General features: G+C 56.1%; 20 protein-coding genes. 3 read left to right on the forward strand and 17 right to left on the reverse strand.

The window, feature by feature from the left end:
* Nucleotides 1–42: 42 nt before the first annotated feature.
* The 9 genes from DFP98_RS33205 to DFP98_RS33245 all read right to left on the reverse strand — a co-directional run bounded on the left by DFP98_RS33205 (nt 43) and on the right by DFP98_RS33245 (nt 14,866).
* Nucleotides 43–3,687 carry a hypothetical protein gene (locus DFP98_RS33205; protein ID WP_116064926.1) on the reverse strand — a complete coding sequence of 1,215 codons (3,645 nt, stop codon included), beginning with the start codon at nt 3,685–3,687 and terminating at the stop codon, nt 43–45.
* Nucleotides 3,665–6,265 carry a GH116 family glycosyl-hydrolase gene (locus DFP98_RS33210; RefSeq protein WP_116064927.1) on the reverse strand — a complete coding sequence of 867 codons (2,601 nt, stop codon included), beginning with the start codon at nt 6,263–6,265 and terminating at the stop codon, nt 3,665–3,667. Before DFP98_RS33210 ends, DFP98_RS33205 begins: the two co-directional genes overlap by 23 nt.
* Before the next feature lie 21 nt (nt 6,266–6,286).
* Nucleotides 6,287–7,138 (reverse strand): carbohydrate ABC transporter permease, encoded by an 852-nt coding sequence (locus tag DFP98_RS33215; RefSeq protein ID WP_246016982.1) that lies wholly within the window; start codon nt 7,136–7,138, stop codon nt 6,287–6,289.
* The gene (locus DFP98_RS33220) at nt 7,138–8,034 is read right to left on the reverse strand and encodes a carbohydrate ABC transporter permease (RefSeq protein ID WP_116064929.1); all 897 of its coding nucleotides are present in this window, start codon (nt 8,032–8,034) and stop codon (nt 7,138–7,140) included. Before DFP98_RS33220 ends, DFP98_RS33215 begins: the two co-directional genes overlap by 1 nt.
* 78 nt (nt 8,035–8,112) lie before the next feature.
* Complete coding sequence (locus tag DFP98_RS33225) at nt 8,113–9,405, reverse strand: ABC transporter substrate-binding protein (RefSeq protein ID WP_116064930.1); 1,293 nt, start codon at nt 9,403–9,405, stop codon at nt 8,113–8,115.
* A gap of 113 nt (nt 9,406–9,518) precedes the next feature.
* On the reverse strand, nt 9,519–11,204 hold the full coding sequence (locus DFP98_RS33230) for a sensor histidine kinase (RefSeq protein WP_181918103.1): 1,686 nt from the start codon (nt 11,202–11,204) through the stop codon (nt 9,519–9,521).
* Entirely contained in the window at nt 11,201–12,016 is an 816-nt protein-coding gene (locus DFP98_RS33235; RefSeq protein ID WP_116064932.1) for a response regulator transcription factor, read from the reverse strand. Before DFP98_RS33235 ends, DFP98_RS33230 begins: the two co-directional genes overlap by 4 nt.
* A gap of 45 nt (nt 12,017–12,061) precedes the next feature.
* Nucleotides 12,062–13,069: a glycosyltransferase family 2 protein gene (locus tag DFP98_RS33240; RefSeq protein ID WP_116064933.1), complete on the reverse strand. Its 1,008-nt coding sequence runs from the start codon at nt 13,067–13,069 to the stop codon at nt 12,062–12,064.
* The gene (locus tag DFP98_RS33245) at nt 13,070–14,866 is read right to left on the reverse strand and encodes a phospholipid carrier-dependent glycosyltransferase (RefSeq protein ID WP_116064934.1); all 1,797 of its coding nucleotides are present in this window, start codon (nt 14,864–14,866) and stop codon (nt 13,070–13,072) included.
* A gap of 149 nt (nt 14,867–15,015) precedes the next feature.
* On the opposite strand from DFP98_RS33245, the gene DFP98_RS33250 reads away from it, so the two are divergent.
* On the forward strand, nt 15,016–15,294 hold the full coding sequence (locus tag DFP98_RS33250; protein ID WP_116064935.1) for a YtxH domain-containing protein: 279 nt from the start codon (nt 15,016–15,018) through the stop codon (nt 15,292–15,294).
* A gap of 88 nt (nt 15,295–15,382) precedes the next feature.
* The gene (locus tag DFP98_RS33255) at nt 15,383–15,589 is read left to right on the forward strand and encodes a hypothetical protein (protein ID WP_116064936.1); all 207 of its coding nucleotides are present in this window, start codon (nt 15,383–15,385) and stop codon (nt 15,587–15,589) included.
* A 154-nt stretch (nt 15,590–15,743) separates the two neighbouring features.
* Here the strand turns inward: DFP98_RS33255 and DFP98_RS33260 are convergent, their stop codons facing one another.
* From DFP98_RS33260 to DFP98_RS33275, 4 genes are all read right to left on the reverse strand, one after another.
* Nucleotides 15,744–16,088: a hypothetical protein gene (locus tag DFP98_RS33260; protein WP_116064937.1), complete on the reverse strand. Its 345-nt coding sequence runs from the start codon at nt 16,086–16,088 to the stop codon at nt 15,744–15,746.
* Nucleotides 16,089–16,179: 91 nt separating this feature from the next.
* Nucleotides 16,180–16,944 carry a sigma-70 family RNA polymerase sigma factor gene (locus DFP98_RS33265; RefSeq protein WP_116064938.1) on the reverse strand — a complete coding sequence of 255 codons (765 nt, stop codon included), beginning with the start codon at nt 16,942–16,944 and terminating at the stop codon, nt 16,180–16,182.
* On the reverse strand, nt 16,941–17,381 hold the full coding sequence (rsbW, locus tag DFP98_RS33270; protein ID WP_116064939.1) for an anti-sigma B factor RsbW: 441 nt from the start codon (nt 17,379–17,381) through the stop codon (nt 16,941–16,943). The genes DFP98_RS33265 and rsbW overlap by 4 nt, the downstream gene beginning before the upstream one ends.
* 29 nt (nt 17,382–17,410) lie before the next feature.
* Nucleotides 17,411–17,734 carry an STAS domain-containing protein gene (locus DFP98_RS33275; protein WP_246016984.1) on the reverse strand — a complete coding sequence of 108 codons (324 nt, stop codon included), beginning with the start codon at nt 17,732–17,734 and terminating at the stop codon, nt 17,411–17,413.
* A 258-nt stretch (nt 17,735–17,992) separates the two neighbouring features.
* On the opposite strand from DFP98_RS33275, the gene DFP98_RS33280 reads away from it, so the two are divergent.
* Nucleotides 17,993–19,210, forward strand: a complete 1,218-nt coding sequence (locus DFP98_RS33280; protein WP_116064941.1) for an NAD(P)/FAD-dependent oxidoreductase — start codon at nt 17,993–17,995, stop codon at nt 19,208–19,210.
* A gap of 100 nt (nt 19,211–19,310) precedes the next feature.
* Here DFP98_RS33280 and DFP98_RS33285 read toward each other — a convergent pair whose 3' ends face one another.
* Genes DFP98_RS33285 through DFP98_RS33300 form a run of 4 tightly spaced genes read right to left on the reverse strand, consistent with a single transcriptional unit; the run spans nt 19,311 to nt 26,639 of the window.
* Entirely contained in the window at nt 19,311–20,918 is a 1,608-nt protein-coding gene (locus tag DFP98_RS33285) for an ATP-binding protein (protein ID WP_116064942.1), read from the reverse strand.
* A gap of 44 nt (nt 20,919–20,962) precedes the next feature.
* Nucleotides 20,963–21,802, reverse strand: a complete 840-nt coding sequence (locus tag DFP98_RS33290; RefSeq protein WP_116064943.1) for a CheR family methyltransferase — start codon at nt 21,800–21,802, stop codon at nt 20,963–20,965.
* A complete protein-coding gene (locus DFP98_RS33295; RefSeq protein WP_116064944.1) occupies nt 21,799–25,479 on the reverse strand; it encodes a response regulator in 3,681 nt (1,226 codons plus the stop codon). The genes DFP98_RS33290 and DFP98_RS33295 overlap by 4 nt, the downstream gene beginning before the upstream one ends.
* Nucleotides 25,476–26,639, reverse strand: coding sequence for a PP2C family protein-serine/threonine phosphatase (locus DFP98_RS33300; RefSeq protein ID WP_116064945.1), 1,164 nt, complete (start codon nt 26,637–26,639; stop codon nt 25,476–25,478). The genes DFP98_RS33295 and DFP98_RS33300 overlap by 4 nt, the downstream gene beginning before the upstream one ends.
* Between the last annotated feature and the right edge of the window lie 219 nt (nt 26,640–26,858).

The following is a 26,858-nucleotide window of genomic DNA, read 5'->3' on the forward strand; positions in this document are numbered from 1 at the left end:
AATATAGCATAGGGAACCCAAATAGGAAATATGCATTCCGACTCAAAGAACGGAAGTCAGCTTGACGACCTTGACCTCCTCGGGCTGAAGCGAAACGCTGAACTGTCCGTTCGTTACGCCGACCGTCGTGTTTTCGATTAACTCCTCGGCGTCGATCTGCGTTCCCAGACCCATGCCGGCAAGATCAAGCGTTACATTGGCTTGGACCGCAACGCTTTCTTGATTCATTAAAGTCAGGTACACCGTCTCTCCTTCGCCATAACGCTCGATCGCGACCGACTGACTATCGGAGGTAGCGAACGTGACCGGCCTCCATCCTGCTTCGGCTACTTTCTTTACGAGAGGCACATACTTGATAAACAAAGAACGGTCACGGTCGTAGAAAGCGGAATTTTTCCAGTAATTCGTTGCGTTGTCGGCCGTAGCGCTAAAGGCGCTCGGGAAAATTCCGTAGAACAGCAGTTTCTTCATATAGCGTTCCATATAAGCGTTGCCGAACTTGGTGAAATCCGTGTTTTGCAGCATAAGGTACGGCTTGGCTCCCGACAAGGTCCGGTATTTGCTAAGCGTCTCGTCCGAATCGGGATTGAACGAATCGTTAGGACCTAGCCAATTGCGCTCGTTCCCCATCGCGTCCAGCCAAGGCATGTACATGGAATACGAATGCGGCGTTCCGTTGGCCATCAAATATCGTCCGTCCCCATGCAATTCGTTCGCTATTCTAGTCGTTGCCTCCCAGCTTGAGAACGCACGGTGAACGGCCGGCTGCTTCGTCACCTTCGAAAAAACAAGCGGAGCGATTGCGTAGGCAAAATGGTTACGGTCGTAATTGATCGTGTACGGCCACCCGTCCAACGTATCGAGATATTCGCCGTCCGGCTTCGGTCCCGACGTATTGTACCTCGCGTCCATCTTATCCGCGCCGAAATAGAGCTTGTAGCCGTTCGTCTCGCCCGGCAAATCGGGATTGGCGTTGATCATCCATAACGCGCCCACGTTCCATGGCGTATCGAGCCATTGCAAGTAGGGATTGCCTATCGGATTGAGCATGCCCGCCGCTTGCGCCATTTTCGCTTTCTCCTCGCCGAGAGCTGCAGAAGCATCCCGCGAGTTTGTCGCCGTAGCCGCCGTCTTGGGCAATAACGGATCGATGCTTTGCCACCAGGAGCTCAGCTCCTGATAGTGAAAAACAAGAATGTCGTTCGCGTTGGCGTACGCCGTGTCGACCGGATCGTCGTCGCCCTCCTTAAACCGGAAGCCGAAATCTTCGTTGTCCGGGATGTCCGATATGGAAGCGAACGGCATCCATATGCCTTGCTCCGGAATGCGCACCTCGTAAAATTCCGGGAACAGCTCCATGTATTTGTCCACCGATCCTCTGAACCCCTGATTCCCGTCGAAGCCGTAAATGGCGAAGCCGAAATCGGCCGACGAAGGAAAATTCGCCGTATCCGGGGATAAACCCAGTTCGAAAGTAATCAGCAGCTGCTTCGTGCTCCCGTTGTAATCCAGCCGATAATGGGTCGGGCGGTTATAGTCCACGGCCAGCGACAGGCCGTTCCCCGTAACCGGATCGTAGATAGCGGACATCGGGTAGATGGAGAGCGGCCCGGTTTCGAAATCCGGCACTTGGCTGTTCGTATAGACGTTGCCCGTCTGTCCGGTCGCGATCTCCCGCTCTCCGCGCACGTAATCGCCCCATTTCCAGCCGTCCGCATCGACCGGCAGCGCATAGGTCAGCGTCACCGCCCTATCGGAGGAGCGCAGATCGGTTAGCCGACCCTCAACCTTAATTCCGCCGGGAACGGTCTCGAAATCCGCCTGAACCTCCAAATCCAGATCGTCGGCAAGTCCTTTGTAGCGGCTAGACGTCGAGCCGGTAATCCGGTCGAAGCCGTATACGTCGGAGTCCCCGGCATAATCCCGAACGAGAAATCCAGAAGGTACGCCAGGCGCGGCCAGCTCCGTACTCCCCAGCTTAAGCGAAGCGATTCCGCGATCCCCTAAAGTTAGCTGGAGTCCGTTCTGCGTCTGAAGAGTCGTGAACGCGGCTCCTGCCGACCAAGGAAGAGGAGTCACAACCGCATCTTCGAAGTAAGCCGACCCGTCGTTCACTTCCCGTACGGAAAAATCGTCAAACCACACTTCCCCTGTATGCCCATCCCGGAAAATGCCGTATACGGAAATCGTCTGCACGGGCTTTTGCGGCAAATAATACAGCTCGCGGTACTGCCAATCGTGCGTCCCCGTGCTGAAGGGCGCGGTTTGGGCGAATTGGCTCGTACCGTCGGCGAAAAAGACGTCCATATACAAGGAATATCCCCGATCTACGTCCCCGCTTACGTTCAAAGACTTGCTCCAGCCGCTGACCGCAATCAGCTTGGGCGAAGCCTGATTCAGATGAATCGTCTGATAGATGCCCGAGGCGTCCGTCTCTGACGAATGCGCCATTTTCACGCCCCGAGTACCGTTCCTGCCGCCGCTGCCCTCGATCGTATATCCGTTGCCGAAAGAGCCCCAGCCCGAAATCGTAGATCCCGCAACGTCCGTCAGGGAACCGTTTGCCAATTTCTCCGCTCCGCTTGTCCCAAGCTCTCGCCTGAGCATGGCTATCCCCTCGCCCGAGCTGTCCGGAAGCTCCTCCAGCGAGACGTTGTCGAACCAGACCGTGCCTTGACGGTCGTTAAACAGCGCATATACCGTGATCGATTGGACCGGCTTGATCGGCAAAATGTACAACTGCTTGTTCTGCCAATCGTGCGTGCCCGTATCGAATGGGACATGAAGGCCCCAATCATGGGTATTGTCGGTATAGGTCAGGTCTGCGTACAACGAGTAGGACGCCCCCGAGGCCCCGCTGACCGCTTCCGCCTTGCTCCATCCCCGCAGCAGCAGCGGACGCGTAACGGTTCGGTTCAACACCGTCGTCTGATAGACGCCGTATTGTCCGCTTCCCGATGCATTGACCGCCTTGACAGCCTGACTTCCGCCCCTGCCTTCCCCGGACGCGACGCTATATCCATTCTGCCAGGCTCCCCAACCGCCGAACTCCGACGCAGCGACCGTCTCGAACCCGTTGTTGCCGAGCAAACCTGCGGGGAATTCCTCCACCGTAAAATCGTCAAACCAGACTTTGCCCGCCTTATCGCGCAAAAGTCCGTAGATCGTCAAGCTTTTGACCGGCTTCTCGGGATCGATAACCATTTCGACGTATTCCCAGCTATGGGTTCCCGCTTGAAAAGCTTGGGCTTCCCCGTACAAATGGGTATTATCCGAGTAAGTCAGGTCGACCCATAGCGAATAATTCGTCGAAGCCGTCCCTTCAACTCCGTCGGCTTTGCTCCAGCCGCCGATTTTCAGAGGCTTCGTGTCGGTGCGGTTCAGCTCGACGTATTGATAGATACCGCATTCGCCGCTGCCCGTCAGCTCGCAAGCAACCGAGCGGGAACCGGTCCGGCTCGTTGCCGTATCGACGGCATACCCGCCGCCCCACGAGAACCAGGACGCTGCCGCTCCCCCGCCGCCCGTCTCAAAACCCGGATTGACCAGCTCGTTGACGGTCTCATGCGGATAAGCAGGTTCCGAATAGTACGCTTTGGTTTCCTGAGACGAGAAAGAATAAACCGATAAAATCATGAAGGCAGCAAGCGCAAGCTTCAGCAACCTATTTCCGTTGGTTATGTTCATACGTATCCCCTTCCGAGAATGTAAGTTCCAGTCGATCTCCCTCCGTTAAAGCAATGCCGCTGCCAAGCTGCGCGGTTCCATCCGCGACCGGGCAGCTCCAGCTCTCCCCGGCTCGGCTTACCTCCGCTTCTCTTACCCCAGCCAATAGCCGACTGCGCAGCTGCTTCAGCTCAATCTTGCCGTACAGTACGTTGATCGCGATGAAGCCGGTCCGGCATTCGACCGTTCCCCAGGCGGTCGCGAGCGACCAGAAGCAGCGGAACGGTTCCGCCCCCTCCCCCGCGCCGGCTGCCGGAGAGAAGCCGATCCTACCAACCGTCATGTCATATTCGAATCCGCTCATCGCCAGCAAGATCGCGTAGGAGGACATCGCCCGCGCGTAATGGCTGCCGCACTCGAATTCGTTCCAAGGGTTGCGGCGTTCGCCGTCGAACCGTTCGCGAACCGCCCGAACGACGGACAGCCCCTCCTCGACCAGCCCTTCGAAAATCATGTGGCTCGCCGCCTGATACTCGAAGCCGGTCATGCACTCGTCCGCGTAAGGCACCGGAACCGTAGGCGTTCCCCCCTTCGGCCAAGTACAGATCAGCAAGCCCTTTTCGTCGTTAAGGGCATAGACCCGATTCGGGTTGGCGTGGTCGCGCATCGAGATAAAGTTGTAGCGGTAGATCGATTTCAGCGAGCGGCGGACTTTATCCGGATCGAACACGTCGCCGAGTCCGGCCAACCTCGCCTGCCATTGGCCGACCGCTTGATCGATATGGCAGCCTTCCCCGATCTGGTATTTGATCTGCCCGAGCTCTTCGTTCACGGGGTATCTCTCATCCGTCAGATCGAGCAATTGATAGAAATACTCTCCGTTAAAGGCGTGCCGGTCGATCCAGTCCCGCCCTCGCTCGTACAGCTCCAGAAATTGTTCCGCTTCCTCGTCTCCCAGCGCTTGCCCCATCCGCGCGGCGGCAAGCAAAGCCGCGTGATAGTAGCCGCTCAAATAGGCATTGGGCCCGTACATCTCCACGTCGAGCGTATGGTGCTGCGCACCTTCCATCACGCCGTCCCGGTCGAGATCCCAGCCGTCCTCGTTAGAGGGCTGCCAGGCGTAGGCAAGAGCCTTCTTCACCGCAGGCCACAACGAAGCGAGCCATTCGGTATCGCCCGATATTTTCCATTCCCGATACGTACGGACGATTCCGCCCATTTGACCGTCAACCGCCGCATGGTAATCCGACTTCTCCCTGCCGAGAGGCAGCATCAACCGGAAAGCCATCTTACCGTTGTCGAACTGGTTGTACCGATAGTCCGCCGCGCGCATAGAACGGGCAAGCTCGGGAAAGAGAAAGGACGTAACCGTCTCGTAGTTCCATACGTGCGTGCAGGAGCCTTCGCAGGAGCCCTCGTCCGTATGGCAGCCTTCGAACCCGTATAACGTCCCGTCCGTCAACCTGAGCACGGTCGGCGATTTCAGCGTCGACAGATTCGCCGACACCGCTTCGATCGCGGCTTCGGGAAGCGTCGACTCGAACAGGGCCTTCCGAAAGCGCTGCGTATCCCCGTATAACCGCTCATAATGCTCGAACAGGTAGACAGCCGCGTCAACCGAATCGTGCAGCCACTCCGCATAATAATTCCGCCATTTCGCTTCCCCAGCTTCGCCCGGCGCCGGCGGGTTCCAGTAATTTTCCGCCCATGGAAAATGCCAGGAAATGACGAAGCGGAACGTCGCGGATTGCCCCGGCTCGAGCCGGGCATGGCCGCAAACGCTGCAAGTATCGTAGTTTTTCTCCACGACGCGATACGGATCAAGGTCGCGGGGTTCGTCGTACATCCGCTCGGCGAACCGACCGGGGCGCACGAAATCCTTCCAGAATACCGTCACGTTGTCGAACCATTCTCCGCGATACCAGTACGTTTGCCTGCTCCAATCGGGCGCGTCCGTCGCAAGCGACAGCTCTCCGAATTCCGGGGAATCGCCGGGGATCGAGGCCGTGGACAACCGTACTCCTTTCACGTCGCCGCGTTCGAACGGCTTGTTGATGGAGCCTTTGGCAAACGGGTTGGACAGGCAGCCCGTCAGCGCAACGTCGAGGGCGGCATCCGAAACGTTCGTAACCTTATAGGACAAAACGGCTGCCGGAAGCGACGAGTCCCGTTCGTTCAACGGAATGTACGGATTAAACGCCGTCAGCCTCACCTGCAGCGGATCGCCGTCATCGGCAAACGACAGCCCGGCGATCGGGAACTCCCCGCGAAACTCGTTGCTTCGGTAGTGCGGAAATCCGGTCATATGTCCTCTGCGCGGCCCGAAGCCGTAGCCTTCGAATCTTCCGTTGCCTTCTCCCGAGTACGGAGGCGTTTTGTCGCCTTGAAGCACTTTGGCCATCACCGTTTCTCCGTCCCGCTCGGCCTTGACCGCGAAAAAGGAAAATCCGTTCAGGCTGATCTTGGCCGGACGATTGCGGATTTCCCAATCGATCAGCCGGCCGTTGCCGGCCAAACCGATGCTTCCGGTTCCGATCCCGCCCAGAGGGAACGAAATTTCCGCCGTGTTTTTTTCCGTGTACACAAATCCTTGCTTCATGATCTGCTCCTTCCGTCCGCCTTAACCTTTAAGCGAGCCCGATGTCATTCCCGCAATGACGTACTTCTGCATCAACAGATAAAAAACCAGAAGAGGCGCAATAGAAAGGAATAGCATCGGGAACAAACTCGTCCAATCGACCGAGAATTGTCCGATATTTCTGAATACTTCAAGCAATAACACGCCTTTATCGCGGGACTGAAGGAAAAGCAGCGGCGTAATAAAGTCGTTCCACGTCGCCAGCATGTTCAGAATGGCGACCGTAGCGACGACCGGAGTCAGCAGCGGAAGCGTGATCGTCAGGAACGTCCGGCTTACCGAGCAGCCGTCGATTTTCGCCGCCTCCTCCAGCTCGATCGGCACGGTCGAGGAGATAAAGCCCTTGAACAGGAAAATCGAAAACGGAAGCCCGTAAGCGATCTCGATCAGAATGACTCCCGCAAGCCGATTCATCAGCCCGATGTCCGATACTAGTTTGAAGAGCGTCAGAATTCCCATCTGATAGGGAACCATCATGCCGGCAAGGAACAGAACGTACAACAGCCTCGAGTAGCGGCGATTCCTTCGCGCCAGCGTATAAGCGGCCATGGCGGAGAACAGAACGATGCCCGCAACGGCTCCCGCGCTGATGATCGCATTGTTCGTCAACGCTCTCATATAGTTCATCGTATCGAACGCCTTGACGTAATTGTCCCATGTCCACGTCTCCGGAAGGGAGAGCGGTTGAAGCAGCGCTTCGGCCGGCGTCTTGAACGTCGTAACGAACAAATAGTAGACGGGAATGATGAAGATTGCGGCTATTATAATCGCGGATGCCTCGAAAGCCATGGGACCCAGCCGCCGGAGAATCGGACTCCGTCTCATGCGCTGCATTAGCGATCCCCCCATATTTTGACCAGCCTAAGCTGGACTAGCGTAATAAGCCCTACCAGAATGACGAACACGATGCCGAAAGCCGCCCCTTGGGCGTAGAATCCTTCTCCCAGCCCTCTCTTGACCATCAAGGAGACGATCGTTTCAGTCGCATGCCCGGGGCCTCCGGAAGTCAGCGAATAAATGATGTCGAATACTTTTAGCCCGCTGATCATCACCGTTACCGTACAGAACGTAATCGCCGGCGCGAGGAGCGGAAGCGTGATGCCCCGGAACGACTGCATGGCGTTGGCTCCGTCGAGATGGGCCGCCTCGTAGTATTCCGGATTGATACTCTGCAGGTTGGCCAGATAGATCACCATGTTGTAGCCCGTCCACTGCCACACTTGCGTGAAAATGACCGAGTAGAGCGCCAGCTTCGGATCGCCGAGAAAATTGACTTTGTCCAGACCGATGCCGCTTAACGCCTGGTTGATCAATCCGTAATCGGAGGTGGAGTACAAGTAGCTCCACAGAAACCCGATAATCAGCGGACTGAATACGGCAGGCATGAAGAAAATCGAGCGCAGCGCCAGACGGGTTTTCAGCTTGCGGTTCAACGCTACGGCCAAAGGAATGGCTAGAGCGTTAATCAGCACCGTGGACAGAAGCGCATAGATCAGCGTATTGCGAATCCCGGTCGCGTAGATGTCTTCGTTGAAAATACTCGCATAATTGCGCAGTCCGACGAACGTGACGTCCCGCGGATTGACGTCGGACCAGTTCGTGAAGCTGTAGACGAAAGTGCTTGCCGTCGGATACAGGAAGAAAAAAGCGTAAATCGCAAGTGCCGGGAGCAGCAGCATGGCGTAAGCCGGCTCCCATTTGCCATTCCTGAATAATCTAAGAGGTTTCATTTCGGTCCATCGTTTCCCTTCGTCCCGGCCATAAGGAAAGAACGGCGCGGACTCGCCTCGCCGTTCTCCCCTCGGACCTTACTTGCTGCGGAGAGACGCGGCTTTCTTGTCCACCGCTTCCAGCGCTTGCTCCGGCGTCGCTTGATCGCCGACGACGGCTTGGATCAGCTTGCCAAGCTCGTCGATAATCGGATTGCGCAGCGTTCCCCAGCCGTTAGGCGGGAAATAGACGTTGCCGGCTTTGAACGCTTCCTGCGCATCGTTGTATTCCGGCGGCATCTCGAACACGACGCCTTTCAGATAGGAAGAGCCGCCCTTGTTGTCGCTCCAGTAGGCCTGCTGGCCTTCCGGCGTGGATAGCAGCTCGAGAACTTCGAAGGCCGCTTCCTTGGCCGGAGAGTTCGCGTTGATGCCGAAGGCGACGCCGGGACCGCCGACCATCCATCCCGGTCCGCCCTTCGTGCCGGGATTCGGAAACATGCCGATGTTCATGTCGGGATTTTTCTGCTTGAAGGTTTCCATGTACCATGGACCGCTCTGGAACATGGCGGCTTTGCCGCTCGTAAACTCGTCGATCGCTTGTTCCTCTTCCAGGCCGAGCATGTCTTTCGTGAAAATGCCTCGCTTGAGATATTCCGTCCACGTATTCAGAGCCGGCAGCAACGCCTCCTTCATCGTCTCTTCGCCCGTCCGGAACGCATCGTCGAAGTTTTTGCCTTCCGGCGTTCCGATATAATCGTTCAACGCCAGAGCGATGAACGATTGCATCGCTACGTTCGCGTTCTTCAGACCGATCGCCTGCGGCTTTACGCCATTGTCCTTCAGCTTCTGCGCAACCTCGAAATACTCGTCCAGCGTCTTCGGAACTTGCAGGCCGTATTGCTTGAACAGATCGATGTTATAGAAAACGCCGTTGAACCAGCTCGCCTGAGGCAGTCCGTACAGCTTGCCGTCGAACGTTACGTACGAGGTGCCCGAATCGTAATACTTGCCCCCGAAACGGGGCGTCAGATCTTCGAAATAGCCCAGCTTAACGGTCGTTTCGTCGATCAATCCGCCGATAATGTCCGGCCCCTCTCCTGCGGCCAGTTGGGTCTTAATAATCGTGTCGTACTGCGTGGCATCGATGAATTGATACTCCAGATCCACGTTCGGCAGCTTTTCCTTGATCAAGTCAAGCAGCGTCTTGACGTTCTCTTCCTTGTTCCAATACGCCAATCTGACTTTGACTTTCTCCCCGCCGGCGCTTGGAGAAGCGCTTGCCGCGGCGCTGCCGGAAGGCTCGGCCTTCTTGTCGCCGGCCCCGCATCCAGTCAAGACCAACGCCAGAACAATCGTGCAGGACATCAACAATGCAATCGTTTTTCTCATGAATGACAGATCCCCTTCGTCTCCTCGTGCTTTCTTCAGCGATCCCGGGCAATCGCTTGTGCTGCATGCAAGTTAAGTATAGGAGGAAAGCGCATTCAGTGAAATATCGCATTTTATCGATCTCTATCGATATTACGCTTTGATGCTGCGGCTCCCCCGATCGGGAGTCGAACTTCGACCGAAGTGCCCTTCCCTTCCTCGCTGTTAACGGTCAGACCGTAGGCGTCTCCGTAATACAGCCGCAGCCTCTCCTGAACGTTGACGAGACCGTAGCCGGGAGACTGGTTCGTCAACAGCTTGGCCCGCGTCTCTTCGTCCATCCCGACTCCGGTATCCGTCACGGTCAGCAGCAAATCCCCGGCGTCCACTTTTCCGGTTATGCGAAGCAAACGTTCCCCTTCCCGCTTCTCCTTCAGACCGTGATCGATCGCGTTCTCTACGATGGGTTGAAGCACGAGCTTGATCATGCCATGTCCGAATAGGTCGTTCTCCAGGTCGTATTCCGCGTCGAAGGCATAGCCGCACATAATTCTCTGGATTTCGATATACGTTTGCACGTTCGTCAGTTCGTCGCGGACCGAGATCGTATCCCGGCCTTTATTCAGCGTCGTCCGATAAAACTTGGCCAACAGCGTCACCGTTCTGCTGACGTCGTAAGCGTCCTTCTCGATCGCTTGGGAATTGATCAGAGACAACGAGTTATATAGAAAATGCGGATTGATCTGCGCTTGAAGCGCCAGCAGCTCGGCCTCCTTGCGGGCGATACGGTTCACGTAGGCCTCTTCGATCAGCAGATTGATTCTCTTGATCATATTGGCGAACCGAATCGTCAATTGGCCGACCTCGTCCTTGGAAGGGATAGGGACGATAACGTTCAGATCCCCTTCCTCCACTCGTTTCATTCTTTCGTTCAGCTTGCGGATGCCCAGAAGCATCGTCCTGGAAAACAACAGAATCACGCCGAGCAGCACGACGATACAGACGCCGATAATAACGAGAGTCGCCCTGACGATCCCGACCGTACCTTCGCGAATATGCTCTTTGCCCGCATAATAAGCGAGCTGCCAGTCGGTTCGCGGAATATCCCGCCGAAGGATCAAGTATTCGCCGGCTTCCGCTCCTTCTTCCTTGGCGAACGAAGAGAAAACCTTGCCGCCGCCCGCGGCCGTAATGACGACTCCGTCGCTCGGTCCGAGCTTGCCCGCCACTTCGCGAATCAAGCCGTTGTAATCGAAGCGAATGTAGAGCGCCCCCTGCCGCTTCTCCCTTCCCGCCTCATAGATGTTCCGCGTCGCGAACAAGTTCTCGCCGTCGCTCCGCCAGACGACGGATTTGATATTCTCGGTGCTAGCGTACCATTCTTCTCCCCGAACCTCTTCCGCCGAATGCAGGAAATTGCCGAACGGAGAGGTTCGGTTTTCCGAATAGATTACAATCTCTTTCATGTCCGGCATGAAAAATAAATAGTTCCAGAAAATCGGTTCCACGTGCTCGTTCAACTCGACCGTCAGCTCGTAGACGTCTTTGTCCGGAGCGGCCACCGCCTGCACGACTTTGGGGTTGAATACGATCGATTTGATCGGATATTCCTGCCTCTCCAGCCGATAGCTCAGCTCGGAGACGAGCCGGTTCGCCGAGTTCTCCGCGGTAAGCGCGAGCTGTCGCTCCAAATCGGCCTTCGCACTGCGATAAGAATACGTCCCCAATACGGCGATGGGAATAATGATAACGAACAAATAAGAGAAGATAAGCTTCTTCCGCAGCGAGACGTCCCGAAACAGCCGGATGAGCCCGTTCATAGGCTCGTCCCCGACTCCCTGTACTGCACCGGAGTGCATCCGAAGTGAATTTTAAATAGATGGGAAAAATAGGAGGGATTCGCGTAGCCGACCTTCTGGCCGACGTCCGCGACTTTATAATTCGTGGTGACCAGCAGCTTGCTGGCGTACTCCATCCGTACGCGAATGATATACTTGCCGAGATTGTGGCCGGTATGCGTCTTGAACAGATGGCCCAAATAGCTGGAAGACAGAAATACCCTGGACGCCAAATATTCGATGTCCAAATCGGGGGTTCCATAATGCTGTTCGACAAGCTCCCTGACGTCGCGAATCACTTTGCGAACCTGCTCGTCCCTGTCGTCCGAATCCAGCGCCGTACCGTTCTCGGCTTCGTTTCCTTTGTCCAAGCCTGCTTCGGTGTAGCCTCGCTCTTCGAACGCCATGCGAACTTTGGCCGCGTGATCGCATAAAGCGATCGTCTTGTCGATGACGCGTACGAATTCGTCGATGTCGAGCGGCTTCAGCAAATAGTGCACGACGCCCAAATCAATCGCTTCCTTGGCGTATTCGAATTCGCCGAATGCGCTGTATACGATCGTCTGCACGGACGGGTTCAGCATTTTCGCATGCTTGGCCAAGGTCAGTCCGTCCATTCCCGGCATTTTAATATCGGTAAACAAAATATCGAACGGCGATTCCTGAAGCAGCTCCAGCGCCTCCTCGCCGTTGGTCGCGCTAGCGGCAATTAACGGGAGTCCGTGGCTATCGATGATTTTGCGAACGATCTTCGTCTCGATCACTTGATCGTCTACAAGCAAGATGTTGTACATGTCTACTCCACCCGTCGGCTCGAAATCGATTCGGACGCGAGCCGCTTATTTTCCGACAGCATGTTCGGCTTCTTTCTCTCGCGACACTTCCGTCTCCTCTTTGAAATTAACCGCCTCGGCGACCAGGTATAGCGGACGCCCTTTGGCTTCCTCGTAGGTACGTCCAATGTATTCGCCGAGCACGCCGAGGAGCATTAGCGTAATGCCGTGGAACAGAAGGCTGATGGCGATCATCGAAGTCCAGCCCTGCTGCGTCGTGTCCGTGAACAGACGCTGGTACAGGACGACGAACAAGTAGACGAAGCCGACGGCCGAAAGCACGAAGCCGAGCACGCTGGCAATTTTTAGCGGCTTGGTCGAAAAGGAAGTCATCGCGTCAAGCGACAGCCGGATCATTTTCTTAAGCGGATATTTCGTTTCGCCCGCGAACCGCTCGTCCCTTACATAGTCGACCGACGTCTGCTTAAATCCGGCCCAACTGACCATGCCGCGAATAAAGCGGCTGCGCTCCCGCATCGAGGTCAGCGCGTCGCACACCTTGCGGTCCATCAGGCGAAAATCGCCCGTATCCACCGGAATGTTCACCGAAGTCATGGAACGCAGCAGCCGGTAGAAGGCTGCTGCCGTCATTTTTTTGAACAGAGACTCTCCTTTGCGCTCGATCCGTCTTCCGTAGACGACATCGTAGCCCTCGCGCCACTTGGCGACCATATCGGCGATCAGCTCCGGAGGGTCCTGCAGATCCGCGTCAATCAGTACGACCGTTCTGCCGGAAGCGTGATCCATCCCGGCCGTCACCGCGATCTGATGACCGAAGTTGCGCGAGAACTCCACCAGCTTCACGCGGCGATCCTCGGCGCACAAGGAACGCACGATGTCGGCCGTGCGGTCGCGGCTGCCGTCGTTCACGAACACGATCTCATACGTCTCCCCGAGCTTGTCCAGCACCGACCTCAGCCGGCCGTACGTAACCTCGATCACTTCTTCCTCGTTGTACATCGGCACGACGACCGACAGAAAACAGCCCTTCTGCACGAGTGAATCTCCCTTCATTTAGAAGCCCCAGCTTGGCAGCCAGCGTATCATCACGTTCATCCATTCCCGGCTGATCGTCATACCCGTATACACCGGATAGAACCAAACGAACAACCCCGTCGCCGCAATCACGACCGCCAGCGTCACTCTGCTTCCTCGATAGCTGCGCTCTTCGAACCAGCGAAGCATCCAGACAATGGACAAGATCAGAAGCGGCACCATCGGAAAATAATGATACAGGAACGTAATGCTTCGCGGCGCAATCATCCACGGGACGTAAAAGCTTAAATACGCGACGGCCAGCGTCAGCACGATGCGGTCTCTGCGGCGGAAGCCGAGCCACCAAGAGGCAAGCAGCGCGGCCAGTCCTCCCCACCAGACGAGCGGATTGCCGATCGCCGCGATGCTCTGGGCTTCCCCTTGCTCAAGATCCTTGCCGCCGTAATACCAGACCGGTCTCAGCATTAACGGCCAAGTGTACCACTTCGAAGCGTAAGGGTGCTCTTCCTTGACGCCTTTATGGTAATTGTACATATTTTTCTGGAACTGCCACAAATCCTTGTAGCTGTCTTCGGCCTGCGTCGCCTTGATGAACGGCGCATAAGTCGCGGAATACACTCCGACCGGCACAGCCACATAGAAAATGACGCAAGCCATCAGCGTCAACACGATGCGTTTGGCCGTATCGTAGTCCCCGGCCATCCGTCCTTCGCGCCAGCGGCGGAAGAGCGCTAGCACAAGTAAAATCGCCAGCCCGGCTCCTCCGTACAAATAGTTCCATTTGACAGCCGCTGCCGCTCCGAAGAACAAACCGCTAAGCGCCAAATAACCGAGCGCTCGCTTAAAGCCGCCGCCCTGCCATTTCGTTTCTCCGAACCGATACATGCCGTAAAACATCAAAATCGTAAACGTCACGCCCGAAATGTCCACATTGGCCGAGCGGGAATGCACGAGATGGAAGCCCTCCAGCACAAGCAGCAGCGCCGCCAGGAAGGCATATCTCGTCCGTCCGAACATTCCTTTGGCGACGGCGTAAAAGAGCGGCACCATCAACGTGCCGACTACTCCCGCCATAAAGCGCCAACCATACGGCGTCATATCGAACATTCGCACGCCGAGCTCAAGAATGATTTTGCCCAGAGGCGGGTGCGTATTCTCGTAAGGCTCCATCACCTCTATGAATTCGTAAGCAGTGCGACCGTGGTAAATCTCGTCGAAATACATGCTGTTGCGATAATCGTATCGATAAGGCGCCCATTGCTGCTCGTCGAACACCTCTTGCACGCTGCCCTGAGCAGACGGCGAATTATCGCTTCCGGATTCAATGTTCATGATCGGAATCGGTATGGAATCGACGCCCTTGGTGAAAAAAGCCGCTTCATAGAGACGATAGCCGATACGCTCGGTCGTAAACCTCATATAACGCGCCTCTACCGTCTTGTCCTCCGCCTTCCACGTAAATACGCGATTGGTCTTATGCTCGACCTTCGCATAGGATTCCCATTTTTGTCCGTCCAACGACCATTCGACGTTCGTTTCGCCCTTGGCTCCGGGTCCTTCGTACAAATTCAGCCTGTCGACCGTCCTGACCTCACCGAAGTCGACGGTAAAATTGTCCCCCGCCTTGCCCGGCATCCAGAACGTCTGAGGGGCGGTTCGATTGCCCAAGTCGGTGAAGGTCATAATCGCTGAAATCACGGTTAAAAGCACAACCAGTATAAGATCGAGCGGCGTCCACCGCCGATCCTCGCGGTGATAGGAAGTCGATCTGCCCCAGTGCACCGGAGCGGATCGAGCAGTCTCTTGATAGTCCATTTCCGTCCTCGCTTTCGACTTTCTGCCACAGTTTTTTCCTGTCCCTATTGTAGACGAACCGCCGCTCTCTGGAAAGAGCGCGATTCATTTTCCCCAAATCGGGTAATTCAAAATAAGCACGTTATTGCTAAACCAAGGAGGAATGCACGATGACCGAAACGAACAAAGCGATCAAAAGCGCTGTGATAGGCGGAATAATCGGGGCAGCCGCCGCGCTTCTGCTGGCCCCCAAGTCAGGCAAAGAGCTACGAGGAGATATCCGCGAGCGCTGCGCTTCGCTGCAGAGCCGTACCAAGCAGTTTGTTGCCGACGTTGGCGACAAAACGATGGAAGTCGCCCAGCAGGTCGGAGAGAAGACGGCGGAAATCGCCGACAAAACCCGTTCCGTCCTGACCACCGTCAAAGACGAAATCCGCGAAGCCAAATAATTGACCGACGTTCGCCCTTATACGCAGCCGGCTCCCGTTCATATTGTTCGGGGCCGGCTTAGTTCTTACTCATTGGAGGAGATGAACGATGAAATATAACCCTAACGCAAGCGACCGGAGACTTTCCGCACCCATTCGCAAACGCTCGCTGGAAACCGCCGAGAACGGCTCCATGGTTCAGGATTTCGACGATATGAAACGGCTCGGCGAGGATATGAAGCGAATGAAGACAGAGCAGGAGCTCGAGGAAGAAGGCTATGTGAACGACCCGATCCAGCAGGAAACTCGGAAATAATGAGGCTTCAGAAATAATGAGGCTATCGATTATCTTGTATGATAAAACTCCCCTCGCGGCGATAGGCTTGATTTCATGCCCGTCAGCCGCGAGGGGAGTCTTTGTTAGGTTCGAACCTTCTTAATCGAGATCCTCCTGCACACCACTCGCTTCCTTATCCAAATGCTTCTCTTCGCTCATTCGCCAACGCTTCAAGCTTGGCTTGCAGCGTGGCTTCGTTCGGCTCGTTTTCGAGCAGTGCGGGAACAAATAGCGCCTCGCAGCCCTCTTTCATAAGATAGGAATCCTTGAGATGATAGCCGTACTGCTTGGCAAGCGCATACATTTTGCAGAACTTCTCCGCCGCATCGATGGCTTGTCCCTTTGTCGTGTATATCGCCAATTGATTTCCGAAACCAAGCGGGTTAACGCGGGAGCAAATCGTCAAATGGAAGGCATCGCTCTTCTCCACTACGAATACGTCGCTCTCGAAAAATTCAATTTGATATTGGACTGTCATGGTCACCATCTCCTTTGCGGAAGGCTTATCGCTTCCGATATAGCTAATTACACGCATCGGGAGAAGCTGAAACAGTCGGGGTACAAGTCGATTATTCCGGCGGCTTGATCAGTTTCCGGAGCTTATCGAGAGCCCGCTTCTGAATGCGCGAGATGCTCATCTGCGACACGCCCAGTTCGTCGGCGATCGCCCTCTGCGACAGCCCGGTTACAAACACGAGACGCAGCACCTTGCTCTCCTCCGGATGCAGCTTCTCTAAAGCCTCCTGCAGGTCCAGCCGACTTTCCACATTGGCAAAATCGTCCGACGGCGCTCCGATCAAATCTCCCAGCATCGCAGGGTTGTCGTCGTCCGTCGTCGGAGTGTCCAACGAGGTGTAATGGTACAGCTCCCGTCCGGCCAATATTTCGGTCGTCTCCTCGACTCCAATGTCCAGATGACCGGCGATCTCCTCGATGTTCGGAGAGCGCTCAAGCTTGCTTGTCAGCTCGTCGATCGCATGCTGGACAACCAGGCTCATTTCCTTGATCCTTCTCGGCACTTGAATGTACCAGGACTTGTCGCGCAAATAATTTTTCATATGGCCGATCATGCTTTTCATCGCATAAGGCTCGAAGGGCATGCCCAAACCGGGATCGAATTGCGTCAGCAATCTGAACAGCGCCAGCTGCCCGATCTGAAACAAATCCTCGGCCAGATCGGGCCGATTGCGCGACATTTTGTTCGCCGCCACCTTGACCATCGGCTCGTAGTGCTTAATCAGCCATTCGGCCTTCTTGGCGCATTCCGTGCGCTGATATTCAAGCAGAATCGCCATTGCGTCGTCGGGCAGACGCTCGGAAGAGGATAGACTCATACAGCCTCTTCTGTCGTCTGCCTTTTCTTCGCTAACGTAACCGCGGTCCCGCCGTCTTGTACGACGTCCACGCGATCCATCAGCGCCTGCATCAGGTAAAGGCCCAATCCGCCCGACCGGATGTCTTCGATCGCCTTCCCCTGTTCCACAGGCGCTTCCTTGTTTTCTTCTACTGTAAAGCTGCTGCCGTAATCTCTTACCGTAATGACCAATTCGTCCTCTTTCGTCGCAAACGTCACTTCCAGCCTTCCTCCAGCCTCTCCGTAGGCGTGCAAAACCGCATTATTGCAGGCTTCGGATACGGCAACCTTCATGTCTTCGATCTCCTCGAACGAAAACTTCAGTTTGCTCGCAATTCCGTACAACGTCAGCCTGACCAGATCGACATACTCCGGCAATGCAGGAAGGGTTAACTTAATTTCTCTGTCCGTTGTCATGAAGTCTCTCCTCGCTCCTCTCCGCGAATTCATTTTGCCGACTCCGACTTAATAAGAAACGGCGTAATTCCCGTCATATCAAACAGCTTGCGTATATGGGAAGGCGCCTGTTCGACGCCGAAGGGAATGCCTCGCGCGTGAAGCGCTTTGGCTGCGGATATCAGAATTCCGATTCCCGTGCTGTCTATGTAAGTCAATTCCCGCAGATCGATCGCTACCGGGCGATTCGCCTGCTCGATGAGCGGCTGAAGAGCGGCGCGCACTTGGCCGGCCACCTCCAGATCGAACTCTCCCCCAACGTGCAAAACCGCTCGATCGTCCGCTTGCTCCGCGCGAAGCGTCAATTTATCCATGGCCATGTCGTCTCCTCTCGTCTGTGCCCGCATGAAGCCGATGCGTCATACTCCGCTTCATTTGGGTAATCTTTAAAGAAATGAGCTCTCCAATCTTGTTATAACCCGTTTTTACCTTGATTGAAACACATTGAATAACAAAAAAAAGATGCGGGAACCTAGGGCGAGTCTGAAAACCCGCTCAGGGGCATCTATCACCGCCTTTTCGCCCCCTCGGAGTATTCAGACACGCCCTAATCGGGATCGGAGGAAAGAAATATGTCCTTGCATTTCGGGTCGTTATTTTGGCCGAATTCGTATCGGGAGCCTGTCAACTATCCCGAATTGAGCGGCCGTCTCAGCAAAAGCGTCGTTGTCATTGGCGGGGGCGTGTCCGGAATCATCTGCGGATTTGAGCTAAGCTCGAGCGGAATCGACACAGTCCTGATCGAACAGCAACGAATCGGAACCGGAAGCACTTCCGCCAATACCGGCCTGCTTCAATACAGCAATGATAAAATGCTAAGCGAGCTTATCCGTACGATCGGCGAGACGGATGCGGCGCTCTTCTACCGGGCGTGCAAGCATGCGTCCGAGAAGCTGTGCGACATCGCCGAGAGCCTCCCGAGAGGCACGGAATTCAAAAGACGGAGCAGCTTGTACTATGCTTCCTCTCCTCGGGATAAAGCAACGTTGCGAAAAGAATACAACACGCTGGTCAAACACGGCTTCGCCGCGGATTGGTGGGAGGAGGAGCAAATCGCGGAGCATTTTTCGTTTCGTCGCTCCGCCGCAATCGTCACCCGCGGCGATGCCGAGGTGAACCCTTACTTGTTCGTCCATGCGATGGCCGAAGAAGCGGTCAAGCGCGGCCTCGAAATCTACGAGGGGACGAAAATGCTGCGCGTAGAGCCCAACGGCGACGGCTATACAATTTTTACCAGCGCCGGCCGCATTGAAGCCGAGCATGTCGTATACGCCGTCGGATACACCCCCGAAGCCGCCGGAGGACGCTGGCCCAAGACGAAGCTGCATCGCTCGTACGCCATCGTCACGGACCCGCTTCCGTCTCTGGCCGAGTGGCACGAGCGCTTTCTGTTGTGGGAAACTGCGAGGCCTTATCTGTACCTCAGAACGACGAACGACAATCGCATTATCATAGGAGGGTTGGATGAAAACTTGCGGCAGCCGGTGTCGTCCAAGCAGGAGTTGCGCGCGCACTCCATGAGGCTGCTGGCCGAGCTGCGCCGGTTGTTCCCGGCCTATTCTCCGGAAATTCGCTACGAGTGGAACGCAACGTTCGGAGAATCGGCTGACGGACTTCCCTGGATCGGGGAAGACCCGGATCGTCCCGGCCAACATTATTGCCTCGGGTACGGCGGCAACGGCACCATCTACAGTTGTTTGGCGGCCGAGATTATTCGCGATCGGATTCTCGGCATCCCGAACGCTGTCGCTCCTATCGTCAAGCCGGATCGCGCTGTAGCCGCGGAATGAACCTTGACGCATGCCCAAACAGCCCTTGCACGACTTCCGCGACGAAGAGCGGAGTGCCGAAGGGCTGCTTTGGACTATGCGCATACCGTGCTCCCTCCGCTCAGACAGCGGAGTAGAAGGGCTCGACGGCAACGACGCACACGAAGCGCGAGCCCGCTCCTTCCTTCGCTTCCAGACGTATCTCGCCTCCCATCGCCTTTGCCAGCGATTGGCACATCGCCAGCCCCAAGCCCAACCCTTCGAACTGGCGGGCAAGCGAGGAATCGATTTGAGAGAACGGAAGAAACAGCCGTTCGAGCTGGTCCTCCGGAATACCGATGCCGGTATCCTCGACCGCGACCGACAACCGAATCGGCTCCGCCTCCTGGCGCTCGACGTTGTCCACGCCGATGAACACATCTATGCGACCTTTCTCCGTGAACTTGATTGCGTTGTCTACGAGTCGGCGGACGATCTCGGCATATTTTGCGGGATCTCCTCTAACGTATTGGGGGACGAGAGAATCGACGGCTAAGTTGAGCAACAGCGATTTCCTGTCGGCCTCCTCCGAGTAATCGGCGACGATCTGTCCGATCGTATCGGAGACGGAGAACGGCTGGCTGTCGAACTCTTCTTTACCGGATTCCAGGCGGGTGTATTCCAACAGATCGTTCACAATCGTCAGCAGACGATCCGCATTGTCCTTAATCGCACGGGGGAAAGCCTTGTGGCGTTCGTCAAAAGGAAAATCCATCAGCAGGTCGGCGACACCTAGCAGCGCGTTTAACGGGGTACGCATCTCGTGGCTCATCATCGCGAGAAACTCGCTTTTGGCCCGCGACGCCCTTTCGGCGATATTTTTCGCCTCGGTAAGTTGGCGCAGCGTTCCCTTCCGCTCCGTAATGTCCCTCACCGTGCAAGCGAAAAGTCGCTGCTGGTTAATGACGGCTTCTCCCAGTTGAATTTCGGCTTCGAAAGCAACTCCAGTGCTGCGTACGGCGGGCATCTCCCTGACAACGCCGGTCAAATACCCGGCGCCGTCTTCTTCGGAGGCAGGTCTCTGCATCTCCGCGAACCTGGGCAGCAGATCCTCCGCGCGAAACCCGATCATCCGGGTAGCCGGATAGCCGAACAATCTGCCCATCGCGGGGTTCGCCGACTGAACCGTTCCGGTGTCGTCGAACGTGAACATCCCGTCGATGGACGTATCGAAGATCATCCGGGATTTCGCTTCCTCGGTCGACAAGCTGTACGTAACTCTCAGCATTTCCCGATTGACCGCCTCAAGCTCCTCCGTCCGCTTATGCAGCTCGGTACGCTGGCGCTCCAATTCCCGGTTGCTTCGATACAGCCGCACCAGCGCGCCGATTTTTGCCTTGACGATCGAAGCCGTGACCGGCTTGATCAGATAATCGATCGCTCCGGTCGAATAGCCTTCGAATTGATGAACGATTTCTTTGCTTGTGGCGGTAATAAACAAGATCGGAATATGCTTCGATCTGTCCCTCGCTTTGATCAGTCTGGCCGTCTCGAAGCCGTCCATTCCCGGCATCTGAACGTCCATCACGATGACCGCGAAATCTTCGCGCAACAGATGGCGCAGCGCTTCTTCGCCGGATTGGGCGCGCACGAGCCGATAGCCTTCTCCGCCCAGCGTCGCTTCCATGGCGAGCAAATTTTCGATATGGTCGTCCACGATCAGCAGCGACACAGGATGTCTTTCAGGCACTCTGCCTCCTCCTTCTTTTTAAAGGTTGTTCAGAATTTGCACGATTAGAGAATTTTACGATAAATTCGGTGAGTATCGTTCCAGGTTTCGTACCGGTCCTCGATCGGAGTGAACGCTAACGACTCCCTCCCACCCAGAACGAGAAATCCGCCGGCAGCCAAGCTGTCGTAGAACAGGCCGTGAACCCGGTTCGACAGCTCCGAGTTGAAATAGATCATCACATTGCGGCAGAACACAACGTGAAATTCGTTAAACGAGCTGTCCGTCGCCAGATTGTGGCGGGCAAACACGATTCTCTCCCGCAGAAACGGTTTCAGCATTACAATGCCGCGTTCCGATGCGTAGTAGCTGGAAAATTCCCCTGTGCCTCCCGCAGCCTGATAGTTTCGCGTATACTGCTGCATGCGGTCGATCGGAAGAATGCCGTCGCGCGCCCTCTGCAAAGCCTCTTCGCTGATGTCCGTCGCGTAAATTCGCGACTTGTCGAGCAGCCCCTCCTCATGAAGCAGGACGACCAGAGAATATACTTCCTCCCCCGTCGAGCACCCGGCATGCCAGATGCGTACGAACGGCAGCTTGCGCAGCTCCGGAGCTACATTGCGCCGGAAAGCCAGGAACATCTCCGGATCCCGGAACAGCTCGGTCACCGGAATGATCAGGTCGCCGAGCAGCCGCCGGAAAGCGTCGGAATCATGCAGAACGTTTCTAAGCAAGGATGAAATGTCGTCAAGGCCTTCCAACCGCATCCGATGCCGAATCCGGCGGCCTACGGACGAAGAAGAATAGTCGCGAAAATCGTAGCCGTACCTTTGATAGATTCCCTCCAGCAGCAGCGCGGTCTCGATCTTCTCCAGCTCGGCGTCCCGCTCTTCCGCTTCTTTCATCGATACAACCACACTCTCATTAAGGATAGAAGCTGGTCCGTATTAACCGGCTTCGTAATATAGTCCGACGCTCCGGCTTCAATACACTTGTTACGGTCGTCCTTCATCGCCTTGGCGGTCAGCGCGATAACCGGAAGCTGGCTGCGCTCCGGATTGCCGCGGATGCGTCTCATCGCTTCGTAGCCGTCCATTTCCGGCATCATAATGTCCATCAGCACCAGATCGATGTCCGGTTCCGCGTCCAGCTTGGCGAGCGCTTCGCGGCCATTCTCCGCATACAGCACCTTCATGCCGCGATGCTCAAGCACGCCGGACAAGGCGAAGACGTTGCGAACGTCGTCGTCGACGAGCAGAATCGTCTTGCCCTCGAACGCCTCTTCCCGCTGATGCAGCTTGCTGAGCAGCTTCCGCTTGTCCTCCGGCAGGTCGGCCTCGACCCGATGCAGGAATAGCGTCGTCTCCTCCAGCAGTCGCTCCGGCGACTTGACGTTCTTCAGTACGAGCGGGTCGGCGTAAAACTTCATTTTTCGCAGCGTCGCTTCATCGTCCTTCCCTTCCGAATGGACGATCACCGGAATTTTCAGCAATTCGGTCGATTGCCGCATTCGCTTGAGCAGTTCGACGCCGGCGCCGTCCGGCAAGCCGGAATCCAGCACGATGCAGTCGAATGTCTCGGCCTGCAGACGCTCCCAGGCGCTGTCCGCATCTCCTACCGCTACGACGCGAACATCGTCGTGAACGATTAGCTCGGACAAGCTCCGCCGCGCCTCCTCGTCCCGTTCGACGAGCAGCAATCGTTTCGGCTTGCGTTCCAGCACGTTGCCGATGCTCTCGAACGCATGCTCCAGCTGCTCGGCCGTAGCCGGCTTCTGCAAATGATCGATCGCCCCCATTCGCAGCCCGTGAGAGGATTGCTCCGTCACGGAGATGACGTGAACCGGAATATGCCGCGTCGCCGGATCGCTCTTCAGTGCATTCAGAATCGACCAGCCGTCCGTAACCGGCAGTTGAATATCGAGCAAAATCGCGTCTGGCTTGATCGATTTGGCCGCTTTGAGCCCCGCGTCTCCTTGCGTTTCAACGATTGCCTTGAAGCCCCTCGCTCGGGCCATCTCGAGCAGTACCTTAGCGAAGCTTGTGTCGTCTTCAATCACAAGCAGCACCTTATCGTCGGGCTGAAGCGATTCCCGATCGTCTTCCAGCCTGGTCTCCGACTCCGCCGCGGACAGAAGCTCTGCCGCCGCAGCCGCATAATCTGCGGCAAATCCGGCTGCCAGCGGTTCCGCATAAGCTTCGCCTTCCGCATCGCCCTCTGTCTGAGGGTCCGCAAGATGCTCGGGCAGTATGAGCGTGAACAGACTGCCTTTGCCCGGCTCGCTCTCCAGATGAATCCAGCCTCCGAGCAGATGCGCCAGCTCGCGGCTGATCGTCAGCCCCAGGCCGGTGCCTCCGTACTTGCGGCTCGTCGTTCCGTCCGCTTGGCGGAACGCTTCGAAGATCAGCTCGCTCTTGTCTCGGGCAATTCCGATTCCCGTATCCGCGACCGCCAATGCGATATAGCCGGCGCCTTCCAAGCTTCTGGACGCATCCATCTCGTGCGGATGCGGCCTGCGCATCGTCAGCGTGACGGTTCCTTCATCCGTAAATTTGAGCGCATTGGACAGCAGGTTTCGCATAATCTGCTTCAGCCTGTGCCCGTCCGTCCGAATCGAATCCGGAATTTCGTCCTCGCGGACAATCTGGAGCGCCAGCCGCTTCGATTCCGCGAGCGGCATGTACAGATGATCCAGGAACGCCAACAGTTCTTCGAGCACCGTCCACTCGGGATGAATGTCCATTTTGCCCGCATCGATCTTGGACAGGTCCAAAATTTCGTCGATCATCTTGAGCAAATCGTTCCCCGACAGATGGATCGTTCGCATATACTCCCGCTGCTTCTCGGTCAGGTTGCCTTCCTTGTTCTCGGCCAGAAACTCCGACAGGATGAGCAGGCTGTTCAGAGGAGTTCGCAGCTCGTGGGACATATTCGCCAAAAATTCGGATTTGTACTTGCTCGTCAGCGCGAGCTGCAGCGCCTGGCGTTCCAGCTCCTCGTTGGCTTTGGCGATTTGCTTGTTCTGCTGCTCCATGCGGACGACGTGCTGCTCCAGCGCCTGCGTCTTGTCGGTCAGCTCCTTGTTCGCGTACTCCAGCTCTTCCTGCTGCTGCTGCAGCCGCTCTTCCGATCGGAGAAGCTCGCTCTGCTGACGCTCCAGCTTGTCGTTCGTCTCCCGCAGCTCTTCCTGCTGGCAGACCAGCTCCTCCGATTGCACTTGCAGCTCCTCGGTCATCGCTTGCGATTCCTTCAGCAACTCCTCCACACGCTGGCGCGAGCGCATATTGTTCAGAATCGTCCCCAGCTTCTCGCACAGCGCCTCGAGCAGCTCCCTGTTCTCGGCGTTAAAGGCCGTCAACGTCGCCAGCTCAAGCACGCCGAGCACCGCGCCGTCATACAGAATCGGCTGTACGATCAGACTGCCCGGCGCGATCGCGCCCAGCCCCGAACCGATCTTGAAATAGCCGGACGGCACTTCATCGAGAGCAATCGGCTTGGCGTCGCGCAAGCATTGCCCGGCCAATCCTTCGCCGGAGCGGATCACCGTCGGAACGCGCACGCCTTCCACTTCGCAGTCCTTCATCATCGCGTACGAGCCGGCCAATTGCATCGCAGCATCTTCCCGGCTTGGATCGGACAAATAGATCAGCCCATGCGCCGCGCCGAGCACCGGAGCGAATTCGGAGATAAACGCTTGGGCGACATTGCTCATATCCGTGCCTTCCTGCAGCAGCTCCGTCACCTGGGCGAGCTGCTCGTTTACCCGGGCCTGTCTTTTCTGTACTGCCGCTACTCTAGCCTCCCGTTCGTTCTTCTCCTGAAGATCAAGCGCGATTTGCTTGAATATCTGAGCCAGTTCTCCAAGTTCGTCCTTGGATTTGACTTCAATGCGGGAGAAGCTTCCCAACCGTCCCCTCGCGAACCGATCGGCCATCCGGCCCAGCAGATTCAACCCCTGGTTAATGCTTGGGAACACCCACATCACGACGCCAAGACCAAGCAGCAGACCGATAACCGTCAATAGGGCGACCATGCTGACGGACCAGTTGTAGGTTTCCTTGGCGTCCGCCATCTCTTCCTTCAGCGCGTTCTCCTGAACGGATACGAGCACGTCCACGTTGTCGATGACCTCGCGCTGCTGATTGCGCAAGCTGCCGGCGTATAGCGCCTTCGCCTCCTCGATTTTGCCTTCGCCGATATTATCGACGAATGCCCGAACAGACGAGCCGTAGCTGGCTGTCAATTGGTCGATCCGACTGATCAGATCCAATTCGGCCGCCCCGAGCGACATATTGGCCAAGGTCCGATATTGCCGTTCCGCGCTCTCCAATCTTCTTGAAATGTCCTCAACCGCCCGCTCCGGGTTCAGCTCTCCGATCATAATGTCGTTCATAAGGCGGCCGGAGGCATTCACCTCTCCCCGCAGCGAAAGCGCGATCTGGACTTTCTCGAACCGGTTTTCGTAAAAATGATCCATGGACCGGCTCATGTGGCCGAGCTGCAAATAACCGAAAGAGGTAACTCCGGCAAACAACAGCAGCAGCATAGCATAGCCGATGCCCAACTTCGTTTTGATTTTCATACAGGAGCTCCTCCAAGGCGAATCTCGGCTTTGACTACGCAGCGATCGTCCGAACGACCGTCCGACGGAGCGCTGCGAACGAGCCGTTCCAGATCGGCATCGCTGCCGCGGACTTGCAAATAATCGGCCAACTGGGCGAGTCGGGCTTCGTCAGGTCCCTCGAACAATCCGAAAATCCCGTCGGTGAACAGGATGAGCTCTCCTTCCGAAGATAGAGGGATACTTCGGGAAGCCAGCTCCAGCTTGTCGAATAGCCCCAATGGGGGACAGCTTACCGACAGCTCCTCCGGACGCTCTCCCTTGGCACCAAAAAGATAACCCGGAGGGTGGCCCGCATTGATGTAATCGAGCCTCCGCCTTTCCAGGTCGAGCGTTGCATAAATGCCGGTGCAATAATAATGAATAAGCTCGTTTTCCCATTGCAGCCCGGTCAACCGACGATTCAGCTCCTTGAACACCCTCTCCGGCGACCATAGCGTGCCGATCGCCTCTTTGAGAATCGAAGCGATAAACATGCTCATAAGCGAGGAGGATATGCCGTGTCCCATCGTATCGATGACGGCGATCGCCCAGCGGTTGTCGTCGATTCTGTGCCAGGCGTACAAATCGCCGGCCAGCTCCTCTGAAGCCTGATAATAAGCGCGAATGCGTACGCGGGAATCGTCTACCTCATCCGGCAGCACCGATTCCTGAACTTGCCGCGCGAGCAGCAGCTCCTCCCGAAGCCGTGCGTCTCGCTCCTTGTGCCAATCCAGCTCCCGCTTCAACTTAAGCGCAGAGCGAATTCGTGCGAGCAGCTCGATTTTATTGATCGGCTTCGTCACGAAATCGCTTGCGCCCGCATCAAGCGCCTCGGCCAGCTTACGGGAATCTCCGACCGCCGTAACCATTATGACCGGAATATCTTTGTAGCGGGCGTCCGCCTGCAATCTTCGGCAAGCTTCAATCCCGTCCATCATCGGCATCATCACATCGAGTAAAATGAGATCGACCCGCCCGAGAAGGGGGGCGTTTCCATTAACATCGCCTTCTCCGGCAAGCAAGGCGAACATTTCTTCCGCCGACTGGGCCGATTGGAAATCGACGTATCCGGCCCGTTTCAGCATCTCTTCAATAACAAGCACATTCATGGCATTATCGTCTACGATCAATACGGTCATCTTCTCTGTCTCCTTGACCAATGTCGAATAAAATGGCTGGCTGCTATGCAACCAAATCACGCCGTCCCGTAAACCCGGTTATAAATTATCGATAAAGGAAGAATAGTGCATATATCTCCTTACGCTGCTATACGGTCCTGAAATCCTGAAGGGGTAAACCCGCTAAGCGGGAATTTTAGGACCGTATGAGGCAGTCTCCAAGGAGATACATGCACTCTA

This window comes from Cohnella phaseoli, assembly GCF_003386235.1.
Taxonomy (GTDB): Bacteria; Bacillota; Bacilli; order Paenibacillales; family Paenibacillaceae; genus Cohnella; species Cohnella phaseoli.